This window comes from Actinoallomurus sp. NPDC050550 (assembly GCF_040655075.1).
GTDB lineage: Bacteria > Actinomycetota > Actinomycetes > Streptosporangiales > Streptosporangiaceae > Actinoallomurus.
The window spans coordinates 273288-289965 of record NZ_JBFAJC010000001.1; the positions used below are offsets into that span (position 1 = coordinate 273288).

Sequence of the window (16678 nt, forward strand, 5' to 3'; positions counted from 1 at the left end):
GTGACCTTTTCGAGCGTGGAAAACGTGAAAAATCATCACAGAGAAGGTCGGCTTTGCGGAGCGGAATGAGATCGTCACACCGCGCTCCCGAATCAGCCTCGTTTCCGGCATCGGGCCATTTCACGGAAGTGGACCGCGAACCGCCCGATGGTTCCATTCGAGCCGATGGGCGGCTGAGAGAGCCGTCCATTCCCTCGTAAGGTCGCACCGGGCGGTGCCTATGTCCGGATCCGGCCAGCTTTCCGGGCAGTAGGAAATACGTTGCGGACGGTGGTCAGCCTCGTGCGGGGACGGTCAGGCCGGCGAGGTTCCAGCCGGTGAGCCCGACGACGGGCGTCGCGCCCCGGAGGTCCGCGACGCGGTACCGCGCGGTCAGGGTGACGCTCTGGCCCGGCCAGAGGGTGACGTCGTTGTCGCTCCACTGGATCGGCAGGACCTGGTCGTCACCGCCCAGCGCGTGGCCGTCGGACCTGCCCCGGCGCACGTCGGCACGCGTGAACACCGTGGGCACCGGCTTGCTCCCCACGTTGCGGATCGTGACCGTGGTGGTCGCCTCTTCGCCGTTCCGCCGGGTCGACGCGGACGCCTGGATCTTCGCGGCGGGCAGGCTCTGCAGCCCCGTCAGGTCCGCGTAGCCGCCCGGCGCGAACACCGCTCCGCTGCCCTCGCCGAGCGTCTTGGACCAGTCGATCTCGTCCGCCTTCGTCGACAGCCAGTAGACGTTCCGGCTCACCGTCGTGCCAGGTCGGGTCAGCGTCAGCTCCAGGAAGTACGTCTTGGAGATCCCCGCCGGGACCTTCGGAGCCAGTACGGTCCGCACGTCCTGGCTCGCGAGGCTCGGAACGGCCTGCCGGGCCGTCGCCCGTACGGTGCCGTCGAGATCGATGAACCGCGCGGTCGCGGTCAGGCCGGACTGCGCCGCGTTGGTCAGGTTCGCCACCTTGATCGACTTGCCCGCGTAGTCGTACATTACGTGCACCGGTTCGCCGGCCTTCTTGGCGCCGAAATACACGCCCGGCTGGTCGAAGTCGTAGTTGTACAGGTTCCAGTGCAGCGACGGCCAGGCCTTGTTGAGCATCCAGTAGATGACGCCGGTGCTGGGATTGACCGGGTCCTTCGAATGCCCGAGGTATGCCTCGAACTGCGCCCGCGTGACCTCGTACCCGCCCATCTGGGCGATCTTCTGGTAGGACGCCATGTCGGACCAATGTCCGTAGCGATTCCACAACGGAGTGTTGTACTGCCCCATCCGGGCGGTCTTGGTATAGCCGTTGTACTTCGGAAAGACGTGATAGATGTCCGGGCCGGAGCCCGGCCCGCCCGCCGTGCTCGGATCCCACACCTTCTGCTGGTCCGCCGCCGTCAGGAACCGGTTGAGCGAGTCCTGGGTCGGCACGGTGTTGCCGGCGCTGGTCTCGGTGTCGTACGCCCAGGCACTGCCCGCGTTGGTGTAGGTCGGGTCCTTCTGGTTCGCCGTCTCGGGCCCGTTCGCCCACCAGTAGCCCGGCGGGACGTAGTTGTACGGGCCCTCCTTCGAACCCGAGGAGCCGAGCTTCGGCGACGACTTGTACTCCGCGGCCGATACCTGGGGCGTCGGCCAGTCCGCCGCCGCGAACGCCGCCAGGTAGATCGCCTCCTTGGCCGCGTCGGGCGCCTCGTCGCTGCCCTGGAAGAACGTGAAGACGCTCGGGTGGTCGCGCAGCCACTCCGCGACGTGCGTGGCCTGGTTGCCGGCGTTGGCCTTGAGCGCGTCCGGCCACTTGGAGGAGGAGTCCTCCCACCGGTCGCAGCACTGCCAGCCGGGCATGGCCAGGATGCCCTCGCGGTCCATCTGGGCGAACATGTCGTCCGGCGGCAGGTTCCCCTCGAAGCGCAGGGTGTTCAGCCCGAGGTTCTTGACGTAGGAGAGCTGGTCGTGGATGTTCCGCGGGTCGTACCGCATGAACATGTCCGGCGACCAGCCGCCGCCGCGGATCACCAGGGGGACGCCGTTGACGACGAATTGCCGCGAGCCGTGCGACGCGTGCGTGCCGGCGGTCACCGGCGTCAGCGACGACGTGACGGTACGGATGCCGAAGTCCTCGTCGGTACGGTCGGAGGCCCGCCCGTCGACGCTCGCGCGAGCCGTCAGGTGGTACAGCGGCTGCGCGCCGAGCTGGTACGGCCACCAGACGGCGGGGTGCGCCAGGTGCAGCGACCGGTGGTCCGCCGGCGTCAGCGTCACCGTCCGGGTCGACTTGGCGGGCACCGTGACGTTCGCCGCCACGGCGACGCGGGTCGCGCCGTGGCTGATCGTCGCGTCCAGCCGCGTCTTCCGCTCCGCGTCGGTGTCGTTGCGCAGGTCGGCCTTTACCGTGAGGTCGGAGCTGCTGAGGTTCGCGGCGTTGTGCTGGACGACGTGGACGTTCCGCAGTGAGACCGGGCCGGCCTGGGCGAGCCGCGGCGCGAATCGCAGACCCGTGTTCTGGTCCGGCGCGGCCGGGTTCCAGTCGAGCTGGCTGTCGGTCAGGTACGTCTTCTTGTCGTTCTTGGCGACGTCGAGCGCGATGGCGTTCTGGCCGTCCCGGACGTACGGGGTGATGTCGTACTCCAGCCGGGAGTAGGCGCCCTGGAGCTGCGACCGGTCGGCGACCTTGGTGCCGTTGACCCACAGGTCCGCCGTGCCGAGGACGCCGTTCATGATCAGGAACGTGCGGCCGTCGCGTCGCGGGTGGACGGTCAGCTGCTCGCGGTACCACCAGTTCACGTTGAACTGGTCGGCGGGGACCTTCGCCAGGTTGTCGGAGTAGAAGATGTTCGGGTAGCGCCCGTTCTCGAGCAGCCCGGCCATCACCGTCTCCGGCCGGCTGATCGACAGCCAGCCGCCGGCCGCGTAGTCGGGCCGGGAGATCGTCGCCCCGGAGCCCCCCGCGACGGCGGAGGACTGGATCTTCCAGCCGGAGTTCAGCTCGCCGTCCGACGAGGGCGCGGCCGACGTCGCGCTCTGCGCCACGGTGACGGGCTGGGGCGGCGCGGCTCCGGTACGGGCGGCCGCCGAGGCCGGCGCGGCCGCGGCGAGCATCGCGCATGCCGCCAGGACGATCGGCTGCGAGCTCAGCCTGGACACGGCACCTCCTGAAGATCTTTTGAATCGCATCCGGTTAAGTCCCCGGCGAGGGGTGATCGTCAATCTCATTAACAATGGCCGGAAACGGACAGCGGTCTGGATCCGCGGATGTCGCTCCGGGCGGTCCGGCCCCCGAGTGGGCGTCCCGGCCGCGTGGTCACCGCCTGTGCCGCGGGCGCGGGCCGCGTCCGGGGTCCGGTGGTGCCGTTCGATGTCCTGCCAGCGTACCTGCCGGTTGAGCAACGTCGGACGAGCCGGCGATCGGGCGGCGAGTGCGCGGAGACGAGGGTCGCGACGCGTGAACGGCGATGAAAGCGTCTTTTCCGTGCACCGGCTCCGGGCTTACGGTCGGGTGGCGCATGGGAGCGCTCCCATGTCCAGAGTCTCCCGGTAACCCGTCCATGGAGCCGTCAATGCGACCTCGACGCGTGCTCTCCTCTCTGCTCGCCCTGCTGCTCGGCGTCTGCGGAATCGGCCTCGTCACCGGCACCGCCACCGCGTACGGCGCCGGTCTCCGGGACCACCTGCGGTCCACCTCTTGAGAGGACCCGCGCGGGCCGGTGACGGTCAGGAGGGACCGGCCCGCGCGCCCCGGAGGAGTGTCATGGGACGGAACGAGCCTTCGCGAGGACCGGCCCGGTCCGCGTCGCGGAACCGCGGCCGGCACGCCTCAACCGCGGCCGGCACGCCTCAGAGGAGTGCCATCGGCGACCGGCCCCGCGCGCCCTCGAGGCCGCGTTTCCGGGATCCGCGACGTCAGGCGCCGAGCGTGGCGGTGATGGTCTCGGAGATCGGCGTGGTCGGGCGGCCGATGAGCGACTTCAGGTCACCCGGGGTGTCGGCCAGGGCGCCCGCCGCGATGCCGCGGTCGATGCCGACGAGCAGGTCGGCGACCGCGTCGGGCATGCCCGCCCCGATCAGCGCGGCGCGGTGCTCCTCGGAGGAGAGGTTCCGGTAGGCGACCTGCTTGCCCGAGACCCGGGAGATCTCGCCGGCGAGATCGTCGAGGGTCCAGGAGACGTCGCCGGCCAGCTCGTACACCCGGTTGTCGTGGCCGGTCCCGGTGAGCACGGCCACCGCGGCGGCCGCGTAGTCCGCGCGGGTGGCGCTGGCGATCCGCCCCTCGCCGGCGCTGCCGATGACGGCGCCGGTCTCGACGGCCTGGGCGATCGACGGGACGTAGATCTCGCTGTACCAGTTGTTGCGCAGGAGCGTGTAGGTCAGCCCCGTCTCGCGGATGATCTCCTCGGTGGCCTTGTGCTCGGCGGCCAGGCCGAGGACGGTCGTGTCCGCGTGCGGCGCGCTCGTGTAGACGATGTGCCCGATGCCCGCGCCCTGCGCGGCCTGCACGGCGGCGGCGTGCTGCGGAACGCGGCGGCCGACCTCGCTGCCGGAGATCAGCAGGAGCCGGGTGCCTCCCTCGAAGGCCGGGCGCAGAGTCTCGGGACGGTCGTAGTCGGCCTCCCGCACGTGCACGCCGCGGGCCGCGAGGTCGGCGGCCTTCTCCGGGCTGCGCACGGCGGCCACCACCTGGTCCGCGGGCACCTTCTCCAGCAGGCCGTCGATCACCAACTGGCCGAGCTGTCCGGTGGCGCCGGTAACGATGATCATACGAATCTCACTCGCTTCATCGATCGGGTGGACGTTACCGCCCAGGTCAAAGTACGCGCAGTACGATAGTGCTAACTTTTTGAAAGTGCAATCCGCTAGGACAGCACTGTCGATTCGCTCAGTGCAGTCGAGAAGTATGCTGTGCGCCATGGGCAGCCACGCGACCGATACCCCGCCGGCCGACGGTGACACCGGCGGGCCGGGATCCGACGACGGCTTCGCCGGTGTCCTCTTCGACGTGTTCGCGGGCCGGTGCACCTCCCGGGAGGCGCTGGGGCACATCACCGGGCGGTGGGGGATCCTCGCGCTCGGCGCCCTCAGCGAGGGGACGTACCGCTTCAACGCGTTGCGCCGCCGCGTGGACGGAGTGAGCGAGAAGATGCTCGCGCAGACCCTCCAGGCACTCGAACGCGACGGCTTCGTCCTCCGCAAGGCCGAGCCCACCATCCCGCCCAGGGTCGAGTACAGCCTCACCCCGCTCGGCCGCGAGGCCGCCGAGCGCCTCCTGAACGTCATCGAGTGGCTCGAGGCCAACATGCCCGAGGTCATGGCCGCCCGGGCCCGCTACGACCAGGCGAAGTCCGCCCGGTGACGGTCCTGCTTCGGGCTCTTTTCCGTGGTCATGACGGCTCGGGCCCGGTACGACCAGGCCGCTCGGTGACGATCTCACCCTGCGCTCGTCTTTTCCGTTATCGCGGAGTCTGATCCACGTCTCCCGTACAGAGCGTGCCTTCGTGGACGAGGGGAGATGAGGAGCGAGATGGATGGGGACGTACGGCCGGGCCCCGAGACGGTCGTGGCGGCTCGGCACGGTGACCAGGCCGCGCTGGACCGGCTGATCGCCGGTTACCTGCCGCTGGTCTACAACATCGTCGGTCGCGCGCTGGACGGGCACGCGGACGTGGACGACGTCGTCCAGGAGACGATGTTGCGCGTCGTCCACGGCCTGGAAGGGCTCCGTGATCCGGACAGCTTCCGCTCCTGGCTCGTCGCGATCGCGATGCGTCAGGTCCGCGACCACTGGCGCCGGGACCGGACCGCGCCCGCGGGCGGCCTGGACGGAATGGACGACGTCGCCGACCCGGGCGCCGACTTCGCGGACCTGACCATCCTGCGGCTCGGCCTGTCGGGGCAGCGCCGGGAGGTCGCCGAGGCCACCCGCTGGCTCGGCCCGGAAGACCGGGAACTCCTGTCGCTGTGGTGGCTCGAAGCCGCCGGCGAGCTCACGAGGGCTGAGCTCGCCGCGGCGCTCGACCTGCCGCCCGCGCATGCGGCCGTCCGCGTACAGCGGATGAAGGCGCAGCTGGAGACGGCTCGCGCCGTCGTGCGCGCGCTGGCCGCGGTGCCCCGCTGTCCCGGTCTCGCCGAGCTCACCGCGGGCTGGGACGGCGTGCCGGATCCGGTCTGGCGCAAGCGGTTGGCCCGGCACTCCCGCGACTGCACCGCCTGCGGCGCGGGCTGGTCGGGGCTCGTCCCGGCGGAGCGGCTGCTGACCGGCCTGGCCCTCGTGCCCCTTCCGGCCGGCTTCGCCCTGTACGGGGCGGCGTTCCCCGGCGGCCACGCCGGGCCGGGCGGGAGCCAGGCCGGGTCCGGTGGAGGCCACGCCGGATCGGGCGGCGGTCATGCCGGGTCTACTGGAGCGCACGCCGGGTCGGGTGCGGGGCATCCCGCGACGGCCGGCGGCCACGTCCCGCCTGCGGGCGGGCATGCCGTGTCCGGGGAACACGCGGCGGGCGGATCGGCGTCGGGCTCGACGTCGGCGGGGGGACAGGGCGGCACCGGCGTTCACGGTGCCGTGGTGCGGGCCGGGCGGCTCGGCCGTGCGATGGGTCACCTCACGGCCAAACAGGTCGCCGTGGCGGCGGGGGCGGCGGTGGTCGCCGGGGGGACCGCCATCACCGCGGCCGCCTACACCGGGAACGCCCCGACCACCGAGCGCCCCCCGACGGCCGAACGCCCGCTCACAGCCGGACCGCAGCCGATTCCGTCCGCCGTGCGCACACCCGCGCGCACGCGGAGCGCGCGGCCCACGAGGCGGCGCGCGAAGCCCGGGCCGGTGTACGGCAGCAACGTCGACGCGGTGGACCGTGCCCCGGCGAAGAACGCGCCCCCGGGCCGGCTGCCGGTCCGTGCCGAAGGGCGGCCGCTGGTCTTCTCCGGCAAGTGGGAGCAGCCCTTCCGCGGCTCGCTGGGCGGCCGGTACCTCATGTTCTACCGCGACGATCATCTGACGATCCGGGGGCGCGGGTACTTCCAGGTCCGCTGGGAGATCGCCTACTTCAACCGGCCGGGCGTGCTCGTCATGCCCACCTGGACCGGCCTCAAGGGCAAGATCTTCCACGTCGCGTCCGGAGGCGGCCGCCGCATGGACGACGCCGTGCCCGGCGCCACGGACCGGCCCCATACGTGGATGGGCCGCCCGGACAAGGGCTACATCACCCTGCCGCAGGGCGCCCAGCAGATGTGGCAGAACGAGTTCTACTACATCGACGGCGAGGTCACCCTCCGCCAGCATGAGCGCGGGGCGGACTACAACCTGGGGATCACGCCCGTGAGCAGGGCGGACGTGGCGGCCGACATCGGCCACGCGCCCGACCCGGCGCACGGCATCGTACGCTTCGGGCTCGTCCGCGACACTGGCCGCGACGACGCGCCGGTTCCGCAGTACGCCACCCGGGAGGACGTCGTCGGCCCCGACGTGCCGCAGCGCTCCCGGCTGACCTGAGCCTCCCGGCTCGGATTCCGCCGCCCGAGCGACTCCTGAGCCGCCCGGCCGAGCAGATCCTCCACGACGACCACCTCGACCCGCTCACCGCCGGCGAGCTCGCCACCCGCTTCATCCTCGCCGCGTTGCGCGGCCTCGATCCCGCCCTCCTGGACGCCATCGACGACGGCAGGCCCTAGTGTGGTGCGGATGACGCCGCCTCAGGAGCTCGTCGACCTGCCGTACGCCGAGGCCCTGTCCGCCTACGACGGGTCCTGGCACGAGGACGAGTACGACACCGTCCACGTCGACGGGCTGACGGTGCCGGAGGCCGACGTCTCCGGCGCTCGCTTCATCGAGTGCGCGGTCACCCGGACGACCTTCGAAGGCGGTCGGTTCCGACGGGCGCGGCTCATCGACACGTGGTTCCAGGAGACCCGGATCGTCGGCGCCGACTTCGCCGAGAGCAGCTGGCAGGACGTGACTTTCCTCGGTGGCGTGCTCGCCGGGCCCGCGCTGTTCGGCGCCGAACTGTCGCGCGTCGTGTTCCAGGGCTGCAAGCTCGATTCGTTGAACTTCCGCGACGCCCGGCTGACCGACGTGCGGTTCGACGACTGTCTCCTGCGCGACGTCGACTTCGGCGGCGCCAGGCTTCGCCGCGTCACCTTCCCCGGCTCGCGGCTCACCGGCGTGGACTTCTCGCGCGTCACGCTGGAGAAGGTCGACCTGCGCGGCGCCGAGCTCGGCCTGTCCGGCGGCGCGGAGTGCCTGCGGGGCGCCACGATCAGCGCCGCGCAGCTCATCGACCTCGCGCCCGCTCTCGCCGAGTCACTCGGCATCACGGTGAAGTGAGCTCAGCCGTCGTCTACGACCGGCGCGGTGAAGCGAAGCTCCAGCTGTCGAAGGCGCGGCGTCACGGTGAGGTGAGTCTCAGCCGTCGGCCGCGTCCTGCCGGGTGATCGAGGGCACGATCCGGTAGTCGCGCTGGAAGACGAAGTTGTGCAGGTCGGCGGCTGCGATCGCCCGCAGCGTGGGCACCTCGGCGGCGGCCTGCCTGTCGTCGAAGACGTTGAGGGGCCACTCGCCCACGGTCGCGCCGCGCAGGTGCGGATGGTGGGTGCTCCGTTCGAAGTGGGCCTCCAGGGTGATCGGCGAGACGCCTGCGGCGCGCTGCTCCGGCCAGGACAGCGTCCAGGAGGCGGTCAGACCGCCGTCCTCCGTCCGCGTCAGCCCACTCTCGTCGACCTCGCCCGTGCCTCGCAGCAGGTCCCGGTCGACCTCCTCCAGCACCCGCCGGGCATAGTGGCGGAGCAGCACGACCGTGTCGGCGAACCGTTCCTCCTTCTCCTCCCGCGTCACCACGCCGCCGTGGGTGCCGTCACGAAGGTCCTCGAAGTGCCGCCGCAGCGCCGGCAGCGTCGTGTTGTCCCCGTGCGCGGTCGATGACTCGCTCATTCCCCCATTCTGCGCCGAGGTGCGGGCCGGCGCGCGCGCGACCAAAGAGCCGTCCAGCCGCCCGGGCCGAGCCAGGAGGCGGGCACGCGCAGGCCGTGTTCGGCGATCCGGTCCCAGAACGCCTCGGTGTCGGCGCCCAGCTCACGGGCGATGGGCAGGGCATGCTGCCACGGGCCGTTCTCGTCGGACAGGTCGGTGGCGGGGTGGCCGGGCACGGTGACGGTACGCGGCGGCGCGACGGGGGTGAGCGCGATCGCCGGTGAGCGGCAGGTGATCGTGACCGTGAGGGCGCAGAGCAGCGGCTCGGTCGCCCGGCGGGAGACGGCGCGGGCGATCACCGCGTCGTCCCGGCTCGCCAGGAGCCCGATCGCCCGGCGCGTACGGCGGGCCATCAGGTCGAGTGCGTGGGCGTCGGCGATCGCCGGCCGCTTGACCAGCCTGTGCAGCGACTTGGGGAAGGGCGGGTCACCGAGCAACGGCGCGAGCCGATCGACGTGCTGCCGCAAGGCCGGATCCGGGGACTCGATCGCGGTTCTGAGCGGGCGAACCCCGGTGGCGGCCCACAGGCGATCGAGGTCGACGGCACCGTCGTCCAGCGCGCGTCGGCAGGCGTCGGCCAGCTGATCCGGTCCCATACGCCGCAGCCGGACGAGGGCGGCGTCCGGTGGGGTCCGCGCGAGGGCGGCGAACACCCCGATCACCTCCGCGTCGACCCCGTCCCGCCAGGCCCGTTCGGCGAGCGTCTCGAGGGCCGGTCCGACCTCCTCGACCAGGCGGGGCCGGGGGCGCCGCCGGCCGGAAGGCTCGGGCGGGCTCTCGTCCTGTGGTTCCTCGGCCGTTGCGGCGATCACGCCGGGAAGCGTGGCGACCCAGTCGCGGAATCGCCGTTCCAGGGTCCACTCCGGAGTCGCGTTGAACCTCGCCGCGATCTCCGTGACCTGCCATCCTCGTACGGCGGGCCGGCGCGGGCTCAGCTCGGCGTTGAGGAGCAGGATCCCGTCCTTGTCGTACAGACCCGCGAGGACGCACCAGCCGGCCTGCGCGTTGTCGCGGTAGTACGGCCCGGCGATGCAGTTCCCCATGTAGTCCGACCACTCGGCCAGCGTGCGGGCGTTCCTCGCCACCCGGAAGCGGGCTCCGGTGCCCGGCACGATCGTCCCGTCCAGGGCCGCCAGTGCCGCCGGGACGGCGAACTCACCGGTGAGAGCCTCCGTGATCGCGGTGGCGGCCATCAGGCCCGTGGTGAAGTCGGTCCAGGTCCGGACGCCTTTGGGCGGCGTGCCGCCGAGGGCGACGAGCTGCGCGGCACTGGAGACGGCCAGCCTGATGGAGTCCAGCCGCGGTGACAACGGCTCGGGCTCCGGCGGAGGCGGATCATGGTCGAACCACGGAGCGCCGGTGCCGGGCGTGGCCCGCGCAGCGTCGTGCCCGTACAGCGCGGCCAGAGCGTCGATCAGTTCGGCGTACCACAGCAGGTCGCCGACCACCTCCACGTCGGCGGGGGATGCTTCCGGCGCAGCGGCGAGCCTCCGGAACAGCTGCTCCTCGTCGCCCAGTAGGGGACCCGTCCAGGGTGGGATGCCGCCCCATTCGTCCGGCGGCCGGGCGGAGCCGTAGCCGGCGCCTTCGCGCCAGCTCCGTAGGTCCGCCCTGGCCCAGGGGCGCAGTGTCTCGCGGCGGAAGGCCGTGGACTCCGCGAAGAGGCGTTCGGCCGTCTCGATGATCGCTAGGGCGTAGTCGCGGGCACGCGCCAGCCGAGCCCTGACGTACGCCTCGAGTGTCGTGTCGCGGGGCCGGTCGCCGGTCAGCCTTCGGTCGATGTCGCGGATGTACACGCCGGGGCGGGCCGGGAGGCCGGCCAGGCCCGGCACCGGACGCGTGCGGCCCTCGACCCGGTAGGGCTGGGCGTGGGCCGCGCGGATGACCGGCGCCGAGCGCGCCAGCCCCTCGTCGAAGCCGTGGTCGGCGACGGCCACCGCCGTACGGAGCAGGGCCGTCGCCGCGAGCGCGTCCTGGAGAAGCCGGCCGAACAGGTCGTACCAGTAGTCGTCGGGCGGCACCCACCGCGCCGCGTCGGCGAGGGACGGTTCCTGATCGCCCAGCCAGGCTCTGAGCCGCCAGAGGATCAGCTCGTCGTCGTCATGCCGGCGGCGTGCGCGAAGGTCGTCGACGCGGTCGCGGCGGCTCTGGGTGGCCAGCCGCCGTTCCCGGCGTGCCAGCCCGGCGTGATGCTCGAGTACTCGCTCCCACAGGTCCAGGATCAGCGCCGGCCTGCGCGGCCGGGTCACCGGCTCGAGGACCTGCCGGAGGTGCTGCGCGAGCGCGGAGGGCGGGCCGGCCGGGGTGAGATCGACACCTTCCGGTGCCCGTAGTTCGAGGACCCGTTCCACCTGCTCCGGGCCGAGGACGTCACTGGCGGCCGACGCCAGGTGGACGGCGGCCCACCGGCCCTCACGGATCGCCTCCTCCGCCGCGGCCCCGACCCGTTTGGTCACCGCGGGTCCGAACAGCGCCACCAGGAACCCGGCCCGGTCACCCAGCCTGTGCGTGTCCTCCACGCCCAGCACCCGCAGCGCGGCCAGGACCGCGTCCCGCTGGTCTCCGCGCGCCCCGGCCAGGCGCGCGGAACGGAACCCCGACCCGAGGTCGACACCCGCGCCCGCGGCGACGACACCACCGGCCTTCACCAGGCGGGTCAGCTCGGCGACCGCGCACCGGACCTCTTCATCGGTGGCCGCGGCCGGCCCCAGCGCGACGGCCGCGCCGGGCGGCATCGCGGACTCGTCCACCACCCTGGCCGGGCCGGACGACCGCGGAACCCAGACGCACAGGTCCGAGGCCACCACGCCACCCGCAAGCCGGATCTTCATCGGAGCAATCATGGCCGACTCGGCCCCACCGGCCAACGCGGTTTTTCGGGCGGTCAGGACGGCAGCACGGTCCGGAGCGTGATCGAGACCCGGCGGGAGCGGGGGAGCCGGCCGTGCGGGCCCGGGTCGCTCTTGCGCGCCGCGATCGCGTGCCGCCACGCGTACCGGGCCGGCCCGGTCATCACGCACAGACTGCCCGGCTCCAGCCGAACGGGGATCCGCGTCGCCCGGTCAGGGTCGGTGAACCTCTGGCCTGGTGGATCCTCCCGATTCCGCGCGTTCCTGCCGGTCGGGTCCGGGAGCACCTCTTCCCGGACCCGGCGCCGGTGGGTCAGGAGCGGGCGTCGGAGAGAGCGGAGTCGACGACGGCGCGGGCCTCCTCCTGGACGCGCGCCAGGTGGTCCGGTCCCTTGAAGGACTCGGCGTAGATCTTGTAGACGTCCTCGGTGCCGGATGGGCGGGCGGCGAACCAGGAGTTCTCGGTGCAGACCTTCACGCCGCCGAGCGGGGCGCCGTTGCCGGGGGCGTCGGTGAGCACCGTGGTGATCGGCTCGTCGGCGAGGGCGTCGGCGGTGATCTGCTCGGCGGACAGCTTCTTGAGGACCGCCTTCTCCTCCCGGGACGCGGGCGCGTCGACGCGCGCGTAGGCGGGGTCGCCGTACCGCCCGACGAGTTCGGCGTAGTTCTCGCTGGGGGAGCGGCCGGTGACGGCGGTGATCTCCGACGCGAGCAGGGCAAGGATGATGCCGTCCTTGTCGGTCGTCCACACCGAGCCGTCGCGCCGCAGGAACGAGGCGCCCGCGCTCTCCTCGCCGCCGAAGCCGAGCGAGCCGTCCAGCAGGCCGGGGACGAACCACTTGAACCCGACCGGGACCTCGACCAGGCGACGGCCCAGCCCGGCCGCCACCCTGTCGATCATGCTGCTGCTGACGAGGGTCTTGCCGACCCCCGCGTCGCCCGGCCACTCCGGCCGGTTGGCGTACAGGTAGGAGATCGCTACCGCGAGGAAGTGGTTGGGGTTCATCAGCCCGCGGTCCGGCGTGACGATGCCGTGCCGGTCGGCGTCCGCGTCGTTGCCCGTCGAGACCGCGAACTCGTCCTTGCGGGCGATGAGCGAGGCCATCGCGTACGGCGACGAGCAGTCCATCCGGATCTTGCCGTCCCAGTCCAGCGTCATGAACCGCCAGGTCGGGTCGGTGTGCGGGTTGACGACGGTCAGGTCGAGCCGATGACGTTCGGCGATCTCGCCCCAGTACGCCACGCTCGCCCCGCCGAGCGGGTCCGCGCCGATCCGGACCCCGGCCCCCCGGATCGCGTCGAGGTCGAGGACGGAGGGCAGGTCGTCCACGTACGCGCCGAGGAAGTCGTACCGGCCGGTGGTGTCCGCCGCGAGCGCCCGGGCGTACGGGATGCGCCGGACCTCCTTGAGATCGGCGGCGATGAGGGCGTTCGCCCGGTCCTGGATCCAGGAGGTCGCGTCGGTGTCGGCCGGGCCGCCGCTGGGCGGGTTGTACTTGAAACCGCCGTCCGCCGGAGGGTTGTGCGAGGGCGTCACGACGACGCCGTCCGCGAGACCGGTCGTCCGGCCCCGGTTGTAGGTCAGGATGGCGTGCGAGACGGCGGGCGTCGGCGTGTAGCCGTCCCGGCTGTCGATCAGCACGCGTACGTCGTTGGCGGCGAACACCTCCAGCGCCGACACGCGCGCGGGCTCCGACAGGGCGTGCGTGTCGATCCCCAGGAACAGCGGCCCGTCGACCCCCTGACGCGTCCGGTATTCGCAGATGGCCTGGCTGGTGGCGAGGATGTGCGCCTCGTTGAAGGCGGTGTTCAATGCCGATCCGCGATGCCCCGACGTGCCGAACGCCACGCGTTGCTCAACCCGGGAGGGGTCGGGCCGCAGGGCGTAGTACGCCGTCACCAGGCGCGCGACGTCCACCAGGTCTTCCGGCTGCGCGGGCCGCCCCGCACGCTCATGCACCATCGGATACTCCTTGACCCCGCGGGCCGTCGACGACTCCTACGACGCCAGTCTGTCCCAGTGCCGGTGTCGTAATCGAGGCGGCCTGGCGATGACCGGCGGGAACAATCGCCGAAGAAGGATGGTTGAAGCTTCAACCAACTAGGGAAGGGCGTCATGAACCTGCGACCCACGGTCGACATCCGCCGGGCCGACGAGCGCATGGCCACGAAGATCTCGTGGCTCGATTCAAAGCACTCGTTCTCCTTCGGCCACCATCAGGACCCGGACAACATCCACCACGGGCTCCTGCTCGTCAACAACGACGACGTGGTCAAGCCCGGCACCGGCTTCGAGACGCATCCGCACCAGGACATGGAGATCGTCACCTGGGTGCTCCGCGGCTCGCTGGTCCACCAGGACTCCGAGGGGCACAACGGCGTGATCTACCCGGGCCTGGCGCAGCGCATGAGCGCCGGCACCGGGATCCTGCACTCGGAGAAGAACGACCACCGTGGACCGGTCGGCAGCGACGAGCCGACCGAGCCCGTGCACTTCGTCCAGATGTGGGTGGTGCCCGACGAGGCTGGGATCCGCCCCGGCTACGAGCAGTTGGAGATCGACGACGAGTTGCTGCGGGGCGGCCTCGTGACCGTGGCCTCCGGGATGGAGCGCCACGAGGGCGAGACGGCCATCCGCATCAAGAACAGGTACGCGGCGCTGCACGTGGCGCGGCTGCAGGCCGGCGACAGCGTCGAACTGCCGGAAGCCCCGTTCCTGCACCTGTTCGTGCCGCGCGGCAACGTCACCCTCGAAGGCGCGGGCGCGCTGAACGAGGGCGACGCGGTGCGGTTCACCGCGACGGGCGGTCAGCGGGTGACGGCCACCGAACCGGCGGAGATCCTCGTCTGGGAGATGCACGCCACGATCGCCGCGTGATCGATGCCGGTGGGCGGCGCCGCCCACCGGCACCGTTGGTCAGGCCCGGCGCCCGCCGCCTGCCATGGCGACACGGGAGAGGGAGTCCGCGCTCCGGGCCAGCAGCGGCCCGGCGACCGCGAGGATCAGCACGTACGCCGCGGCGAGCGGCCCGAGGCGCGGATTCGTCCCCGCGCCGACCGCCAGGCCCGCGACGACGATGCTGAACTCTCCGCGAGGGACCAGCGCGGTTCCGGCACGCAGGCGCCCGGCCGGACCCACTCCCGTCCGCCGGGCCGCCACCCACCCGGTCGCGAGCTTCGTGGCCACACCCGCGACCGCCAGCGCGGCGGCGATTCCGGCGACCGGCGGCAGGTCCGCCGGATCGGTGTGCAGGCCGAAGAACACGAAGAACACCGCCGCGAACAGGTCGCGGAGCGGACTGAGCAGCTGCCGGGCGTCATGGGCGAGCGGCCCGGACAGCGCGATGCCGACGAGGAACGCCCCCACGGCGGCCGACACCTGCAGTTGCTGGGCGAGCCCGGCGACCAGGACGGTCAGCCCGAGCACCTTCAGCAGGAGCACCTCACGGCTGGGGCTCGCGACGAAACGCTGCACGATCTCGCCGTGCCGCAGCGCGACGAACAGGATCGCGCTGATCGTCACCGCGGCGGCCAGCAGCGCGAGCCCGCCGCCGAGCAGCCCCGCCCCCGCGAGCAGCGCCGTGAGGATCGGCAGGTACGCGGCCATCGCCAGGTCCTCGAAGACCAGCACGGACAGCACGCTGGGCGTCTCGCGGTTCCCCAGCCGGCCCAGGTCGCCCATCACCTTCGCGGTGATCCCGGAGGACGTGACGTACGTGATGCCGCCCAGCGCCACCGCCGCCACCGGACCCCAGCCCAGCAGGAGTGCGGCGGCGACACCGGGCGTGGCGTTCAGCACCAGGTCGGACAGTCCCACAGGGGCGGAGGTCCGCAGGGTGGTCACCAGCTCGTCGGCGGTGTACTCCAGGCCGAGGGTGAACAGCAGGAGGATCACGCCGACCTCGGCGCCGACCGAGACGAACTCCTCGCTGGTCGTCAGCGGGAGCACGCCACCGGATCCGAACGCGAGCCCGGCCAGCAGGTACAACGGGATCGGCGAGATGGAGAACCGGACCGCGACCGCGCCGAGCAGCCCAAGGCCCAGGATGATGGCGCCCAGTTCGATCAGTTGGGTGGTCGAGTGCATGGGCGGCTACCCCGTGCCCAGCAGCGCGGCGACGGCAGCGGTGCCGTCGGCGGTGCCGACCACCAGGACGATGTCGCCCGCCCGGAAGACGAAGTCCGGACGCGGGCTGGCGATCACGTCGCCGCCGCGGACGACCGCCACGATCGACGCGCCGGTCCGGGTACGGGCTCGAGTGTCGCCGAGCGGCCGCCCGTCATAGGGCGAACCGGCGGTGATCGGCACCTGCTCACTGACCAGGCCCTCGACGTGGCGGTGCAGTTCGGTCAGCCGTTCGACGACGCGCGCGGTGCCGAGGAGCTCGGCGACCGCGCCGGCCTCCGCCGCGCTCAGCGCGATCGTCGTGGCGGCGCTGTCGGGGTCGTCCCGGTCGAAGACGACCACGTCGCGGCGGCCGCTGTGGTGGGACACGACCCCGACGCGCCGGCCGCGGGTCGTCGTGAACACGTGTTGCAGGCCGATACCCGGCAGGGAGGTGCGTTCGATCTCCACGAGAATCCTCTCAGGCTCGGCGTGCGTCACGGGATCTCACTGGTCGTAGGCCGCGTGGACCATCGCCAGAACGTTCGCGGCGATCAGCACCGCCAGCGCCGGCAGGCCGAGACGCGCGTTGTCACGGCGGAACATCGCACCGAACAGCAGCGCACCGCCGGCGACGAGGACGGCGATGGCGACGAGAAGGTAGGTCACTGTCGTTTCTCCACGTAGGACGCCGGTGCGAGACACCGGCGGCCCGCGGACCGGCGGGATGGCGCGCCGAAGTCCGCGGACGGGGCATGGTCGGGAGACGGGCGCGCCGTCACGCGGCGAGAGCGCCCGTGTTCCGGGGA

General features: G+C 72.1%; 14 protein-coding genes. 5 read left to right on the top strand and 9 right to left on the bottom strand.

Going from position 1 to position 16678, the window contains the following annotated elements:
* Nucleotides 1–274: 274 nt before the first annotated feature.
* Nucleotides 275–3106: a sugar-binding domain-containing protein gene (locus AB0I04_RS01305; protein ID WP_360877061.1), complete on the bottom strand. Its 2832-nt coding sequence runs from the start codon at nt 3104–3106 to the stop codon at nt 275–277.
* Nucleotides 3107–3519: 413 nt separating this feature from the next.
* Between AB0I04_RS01305 and AB0I04_RS01310 the strand changes: the two genes are divergently transcribed.
* Nucleotides 3520–3648, top strand: a complete 129-nt coding sequence (locus AB0I04_RS01310; protein WP_360877064.1) for a hypothetical protein — start codon at nt 3520–3522, stop codon at nt 3646–3648.
* Nucleotides 3649–3862: 214 nt separating this feature from the next.
* On the opposite strand, the gene AB0I04_RS01315 is transcribed toward AB0I04_RS01310, so the two are convergent.
* On the bottom strand, nt 3863–4717 hold the full coding sequence (locus AB0I04_RS01315) for an SDR family oxidoreductase (protein ID WP_360877067.1): 855 nt from the start codon (nt 4715–4717) through the stop codon (nt 3863–3865).
* A 148-nt stretch (nt 4718–4865) separates the two neighbouring features.
* Here AB0I04_RS01315 and AB0I04_RS01320 point away from each other — a divergent pair, with 148 nt between their 5' ends.
* The 3 genes from AB0I04_RS01320 to AB0I04_RS01330 all read left to right on the top strand — a co-directional run bounded on the left by AB0I04_RS01320 (nt 4866) and on the right by AB0I04_RS01330 (nt 8273).
* Complete coding sequence (locus AB0I04_RS01320) at nt 4866–5309, top strand: helix-turn-helix domain-containing protein (RefSeq protein ID WP_360877070.1); 444 nt, start codon at nt 4866–4868, stop codon at nt 5307–5309.
* Between the two features lie 156 nt (nt 5310–5465).
* Entirely contained in the window at nt 5466–7442 is a 1977-nt protein-coding gene (locus tag AB0I04_RS01325) for a sigma-70 family RNA polymerase sigma factor (protein WP_360877073.1), read from the top strand.
* A 189-nt stretch (nt 7443–7631) separates the two neighbouring features.
* Entirely contained in the window at nt 7632–8273 is a 642-nt protein-coding gene (locus AB0I04_RS01330) for a pentapeptide repeat-containing protein (protein ID WP_360877075.1), read from the top strand.
* A 78-nt stretch (nt 8274–8351) separates the two neighbouring features.
* Here AB0I04_RS01330 and AB0I04_RS01335 read toward each other — a convergent pair whose 3' ends face one another.
* The 4 genes from AB0I04_RS01335 to pgm are packed head-to-tail and all read right to left on the bottom strand — an operon-like array spanning nt 8352 to nt 13727.
* Nucleotides 8352–8876, bottom strand: coding sequence for a hypothetical protein (locus tag AB0I04_RS01335; RefSeq protein ID WP_360877078.1), 525 nt, complete (start codon nt 8874–8876; stop codon nt 8352–8354).
* Nucleotides 8873–11746, bottom strand: a complete 2874-nt coding sequence (locus AB0I04_RS01340) for a hypothetical protein (RefSeq protein ID WP_360877081.1) — start codon at nt 11744–11746, stop codon at nt 8873–8875. The genes AB0I04_RS01335 and AB0I04_RS01340 overlap by 4 nt, the downstream gene beginning before the upstream one ends.
* Before the next feature lie 53 nt (nt 11747–11799).
* The gene (locus AB0I04_RS01345) at nt 11800–12051 is read right to left on the bottom strand and encodes an alpha-ketoglutarate-dependent dioxygenase AlkB (protein ID WP_360877084.1); all 252 of its coding nucleotides are present in this window, start codon (nt 12049–12051) and stop codon (nt 11800–11802) included.
* A 26-nt stretch (nt 12052–12077) separates the two neighbouring features.
* A complete protein-coding gene (gene pgm / locus AB0I04_RS01350) occupies nt 12078–13727 on the bottom strand; it encodes a phosphoglucomutase (alpha-D-glucose-1,6-bisphosphate-dependent) (RefSeq protein ID WP_360877087.1) in 1650 nt (549 codons plus the stop codon).
* Nucleotides 13728–13880: 153 nt separating this feature from the next.
* Between pgm and AB0I04_RS01355 the strand changes: the two genes are divergently transcribed.
* A complete protein-coding gene (locus AB0I04_RS01355; RefSeq protein ID WP_360877089.1) occupies nt 13881–14642 on the top strand; it encodes a pirin family protein in 762 nt (253 codons plus the stop codon).
* A gap of 39 nt (nt 14643–14681) precedes the next feature.
* On the opposite strand, the gene AB0I04_RS01360 is transcribed toward AB0I04_RS01355, so the two are convergent.
* Genes AB0I04_RS01360 through AB0I04_RS01370 form a run of 3 tightly spaced genes read right to left on the bottom strand, consistent with a single transcriptional unit; the run spans nt 14682 to nt 16538 of the window.
* Complete coding sequence (locus AB0I04_RS01360; RefSeq protein WP_360877092.1) at nt 14682–15851, bottom strand: cation:proton antiporter; 1170 nt, start codon at nt 15849–15851, stop codon at nt 14682–14684.
* A 6-nt stretch (nt 15852–15857) separates the two neighbouring features.
* Entirely contained in the window at nt 15858–16340 is a 483-nt protein-coding gene (locus AB0I04_RS01365; RefSeq protein WP_360877095.1) for a cation:proton antiporter regulatory subunit, read from the bottom strand.
* 36 nt (nt 16341–16376) lie between these two features.
* Nucleotides 16377–16538: a hypothetical protein gene (locus AB0I04_RS01370; RefSeq protein WP_360877098.1), complete on the bottom strand. Its 162-nt coding sequence runs from the start codon at nt 16536–16538 to the stop codon at nt 16377–16379.
* Nucleotides 16539–16678: the final 140 nt, after the last annotated feature.

What these genes read in the sequence shown, in the direction of transcription:
- AB0I04_RS01310 (WP_360877064.1), top strand. Translation starts at nt 3,520, where the DNA reads ATGCGACCTCGACGCGTGCTCTCCTCTCTGCTCGCCCTGCTGCTCGGC.
- AB0I04_RS01335 (WP_360877078.1), bottom strand. Translation starts at nt 8,876, where the DNA reads ATGAGCGAGTCATCGACCGCGCACGGGGACAACACGACGCTGCCGGCG.
- AB0I04_RS01330 (WP_360877075.1), top strand. Translation starts at nt 7,632, where the DNA reads ATGACGCCGCCTCAGGAGCTCGTCGACCTGCCGTACGCCGAGGCCCTG.
- AB0I04_RS01325 (WP_360877073.1), top strand. Translation starts at nt 5,466, where the DNA reads ATGAGGAGCGAGATGGATGGGGACGTACGGCCGGGCCCCGAGACGGTC.
- AB0I04_RS01315 (WP_360877067.1), bottom strand. Translation starts at nt 4,717, where the DNA reads ATGATCATCGTTACCGGCGCCACCGGACAGCTCGGCCAGTTGGTGATC.
- AB0I04_RS01355 (WP_360877089.1), top strand. Translation starts at nt 13,881, where the DNA reads ATGAACCTGCGACCCACGGTCGACATCCGCCGGGCCGACGAGCGCATG.
- pgm (WP_360877087.1), bottom strand. Translation starts at nt 13,727, where the DNA reads ATGGTGCATGAGCGTGCGGGGCGGCCCGCGCAGCCGGAAGACCTGGTG.
- AB0I04_RS01360 (WP_360877092.1), bottom strand. Translation starts at nt 15,851, where the DNA reads ATGCACTCGACCACCCAACTGATCGAACTGGGCGCCATCATCCTGGGC.
- AB0I04_RS01340 (WP_360877081.1), bottom strand. Translation starts at nt 11,746, where the DNA reads ATGAAGATCCGGCTTGCGGGTGGCGTGGTGGCCTCGGACCTGTGCGTC.
- AB0I04_RS01320 (WP_360877070.1), top strand. Translation starts at nt 4,866, where the DNA reads ATGGGCAGCCACGCGACCGATACCCCGCCGGCCGACGGTGACACCGGC.